The 3,468-nt window shown below is 66.1% G+C and carries 3 protein-coding genes and 1 pseudogene; 3 read left to right on the top strand and 1 reads right to left on the bottom strand.

The genetic code is table 11. The features are described 5' to 3' along the window. A partial coding sequence (locus tag ABZZ74_RS53120) for a helix-turn-helix domain-containing protein (protein ID WP_356951304.1) occupies nt 1–314 on the bottom strand: 314 nt, incomplete at its 3' end. A 317-nt stretch (nt 315–631) separates the two neighbouring features. On the opposite strand from ABZZ74_RS53120, the gene ABZZ74_RS53115 reads away from it, so the two are divergent. From ABZZ74_RS53115 to ABZZ74_RS53105, 3 genes and pseudogenes are all read left to right on the top strand, one after another. Next, nucleotides 632–1,087 carry a transposase gene (locus ABZZ74_RS53115; RefSeq protein ID WP_356951305.1) on the top strand — a complete coding sequence of 152 codons (456 nt, stop codon included), beginning with the start codon at nt 632–634 and terminating at the stop codon, nt 1,085–1,087. Beyond that, nucleotides 1,008–1,988: pseudogene (locus ABZZ74_RS53110) on the top strand (ISAzo13 family transposase); the annotation flags it as partial. The gene ABZZ74_RS53115 and the pseudogene ABZZ74_RS53110, both read left to right, overlap by 80 nt. A 616-nt stretch (nt 1,989–2,604) precedes the next feature. Further along, nucleotides 2,605–3,468 (top strand): reverse transcriptase domain-containing protein (locus tag ABZZ74_RS53105; RefSeq protein ID WP_356951303.1); only part of this gene is annotated, 864 nt, incomplete at its 3' end.

Below are 3,468 nucleotides of genomic sequence, written 5' to 3'. Positions count from 1 at the left end.
TGCTCGGCCATCGACTTCCGCGACCAGTGGGTGGCGTTCCTCGGCAGCTGTTCCAGCGTGGTGACCACCACCGCCTCCACCTGATCGACGCTGATGGTGGGCGGCCTTCCCGGCCTCGGCTCATCCGCCAGCCCGTCCAGCCGCTCGGCGAGGAAGCGCCGCCGCCATTTGCGGACCGTGTCCGCGCTCACCCGAAGCTCCCGGGCGACCGCGACGATCGGCGGCACCTCGGGCCCCGCACAGGCCAGCACGATCCGCGCCCGCAGCGCCAGGGCCTGGGCCGATGTCGCCCGACGCGTCCACCTTTCCAACACCGCCCGCTCGTCGTCAGACAGAAGCAGCGGTTCCAACTTCGGGCCGCGACGGGGAACTGACGCACCAGCAGCAGAAGTCACACAACTACCAACGATCAACTACTGGCGCAGGACACTAGTACTCCAGCAGCACTTTGACGTTCCCTGCTCAGGGGCGGTTTGGGTGAGTGTAGTGGGCCGGTTGTCGGCCCGTGTTCTCTTTCCCGGACCGCCCTTCGATCGTGTGCATTCGCCACTGATAGTGACAGCGGTCTGGGCAGCCTCCCGGCGTGATCGACGAGCGTGCAATTGAGATCTCGAACGACGAACTCGAGGAACTGTTCCTGCGCACCGGCCACCGTTTCAGGCGCGTCGAGCCGCGCCGCAGGATGCGTGACTACATCCGTGGACTGCTGGGCCCGGTCGGCCGCAAAAACGGCTGGCAGCTGGCCGAATACGCCGGACACCGCACACCCGACCGCCTCCAGCGGCTCCTGAACGGCGCCCGCTGGGACGCCGACGAGCTGCGCGACGACCTCCAGCACTACGTAGCCGAACGGCTCGGCGAGCCCGACGGGATCCTCATCCTCGACGACACCGGCTTCCTCAAGAAGGGCACCACCTCGGCCGGCGTGCAGCGCCAGTACTCCGGCACCGCCGGGGCCCGTATTCCAATAAGTGCTCGGCAGAGGGGGGTTGGTGGGAGTCTGAGATATGACCCCGTGTCTGTCAGGCCGCGTTGCCGCTCGTGTTCTGCGGGCCAAGTTCGATCAGATCCTGCCGCACCTCGATGAGCGTCGCCGTCGGTTGTACCTGGCCAGTGAGGCGACGGCTCTCGGCCGCGGCGGGATCGTCCGGGTCGCCGCCGCCTCCGGCACCAGCACTGCAACCATCGCTCGAGGCATGGCCGAGTTAGCCAGTTGCACCTCACCGACCCAGCGGGTCCGGGCTCCAGGTGCGGGCCGCAAGCGGCTGACAGATACCGACCCTGGTCTGCTGCCCGCGCTGGAGTCGCTGATCGAGCCGCACACCCGAGGCGACCCCGTCTCCCCGTTGCGGTGGACCACGCTGTCGTTACGGGCCCTGGCCTCGACCCTCACCGCACGGGGCCACCCGGTCAGCGCTTCCACCGTCGGACACCTGCTGCACACCCTGGGCTACAGCCTGCAGGGAACCGCGAAGACAACAGAGGGCATCAGCCATCCGGACCGCGATGCCCAGTTCACCCACCTCAATGCCACCGCCGCCGCGTTCCTCGACGATGCCCAGCCGGTGATCAGCGTCGACACCAAGGCCAAGGAATGGCTCGGCAATCGGGACCGGCCCGGTCGCACCTGGCGACCGGGCAAGAACGCGATCAAGGTGGACTGCCACACGTTCACCACCAACGACCAGCCCATGGCGATCCCCTACGGGATCTACGACATCGCCAACAACAGCGGATGGGTCAACGTCGGCACCGACCACGACACCGCCCAGTTCGCGGTGGAGTCCATCCGACGCTGGTGGCAACACCGCGGACGGGCGGACCACCCCAATGCCACCCGGCTCCTGATCACCGCCGACTCCGGCGGCTCCAACGACCCTCGCCGCTGGACCTGGAAAAGCAACCTGGCCACCTTCGCACGAGAGAGCGGCCTGGAGATCACGGTCTGTCACCTACCGCCGGGGACGTCGAAGTGGAACAAGATAGAGGTGCGCCACGAGGCGCCAGTGCGCCGTGAGGCGCGGTGAATCGAAGGAGGTGCAAGACCTCCTCGCCAGCCTGTCGCAGCAGGTTGGTGGGAGCTGAGCGCAGTCCGACTCGGGAGACGCCGGGGAGGGCGGGAAGCAGCGCTGACAAAGCCGGGACGGTCTGGAACTGCCAGACGGGCCGGGTCCGGCGAGCGAGATCAGAGGGCATACGAGAGGAACCAGTGGTAAAGCTCCGTAAGCGTGGCACCGGCTCAAATCTGGTGGATATGGGCCGGGTTGCAGTGCACAGTCTGCCGATATGGCGGGCTGACTCCGTAGCCGACTTGGCGTGTCGGTGGGGAGGCCACGGTGAAAGCCTGCGGCGTAACCGTGGCGATGCTGCCGGGGCAAAGCTGGATGCCGGACTGATCGATCGATTCACCGTGAACACGGGAACCATCCCGCATTGCTCCCTTGGCCCGGTAGCCATCCGGGTTTCTGGGATAGATGCGTCGTCTGTCGAAGGTGCGGGATGGGGCGGAGGCCCCGTAGTAGTCCGAGCGGGCGAGAGGCCCGTGCATGGCGAAGGGGGCCAGCAAGTCTGCAGTACGGATGCTGGAATGCCGGGAGGTCGTTGGTGAATATCGACGAGCTGGAATACGTCTTACTCAAGGCGGAACGCCGGGTACTGGAGATCCAGGCCAAGCTGCACCGCTGGGCCAGTGATGATCCTCATCGCAGGTTCGATGATCTGTACAACCTCGTCACCGACCCGGGCTTCCTGCTGGTCGCCTGGGATCGGGTGCGGAGCAACAAGGGCGCGCGCACGGCAGGAGTGGACGGCGAGACCGCCTACTACATCGAGTCCGTGCGCGGGCTGGAGGGGTTCCTTGCGGAACTGCGGGAGGATCTTAAGTCTCGCACCTTCCGCCCTCTCCCGGCGCGGCGGCGCGCGATTCCCAAGGCTGGCGGCAAGGTTCGCTATCTGGGGATCGCGACTATCCGCGACCGGGTGGCTCAGGCGTCCTTGAAGCTGGTGTTGGAGCCGATTTTCGAGGCGGATTTCCGCCCGTGTTCCTACGGGTTCCGTCCGAATCGCCGTGCTCACGACGCGGTGGCTGAGGTGCACCATTTTGCATCCCGCTCGTATGAGTGGGTGGTTGAGGGTGACATCAAAGCCTGCTTTGACGAGATATCGCACTCCGCCCTTATGGATCGAGTGCGGGGGCGAGTCGGAGATAAGCGCGTCTTGGCCTTGGTGAAGGCATTCCTGAAGGCGGGCATCCTCGATGAGGACGGCACGCTGGTGGATACCGACGCTGGAACTCCGCAGGGGTCGATTCTTTCCCCGTTGCTGAGCAATGTGGCTCTCTCAGTCCTGGACGAGCACATCGCCCAAGGGCCGGGCGGGCCAGGAGCCAGCCCGTATGGAAGGGCCAAACGGCGCCGCCAGGGTCTGCCCAACTACCGCCTCGTGCGGTATGCGGACGACTGGTGCCTG

The sequence above is a fragment of the Streptomyces sp. NPDC006476 genome, assembly GCF_040612015.1.
Taxonomy (GTDB): domain Bacteria; phylum Actinomycetota; class Actinomycetes; order Streptomycetales; family Streptomycetaceae; genus Streptomyces; species Streptomyces griseorubiginosus_B.
The sequence above is the reverse complement of the archived record's forward strand: the minus strand, read 5'-3'. Positions and strand labels throughout refer to the sequence as shown.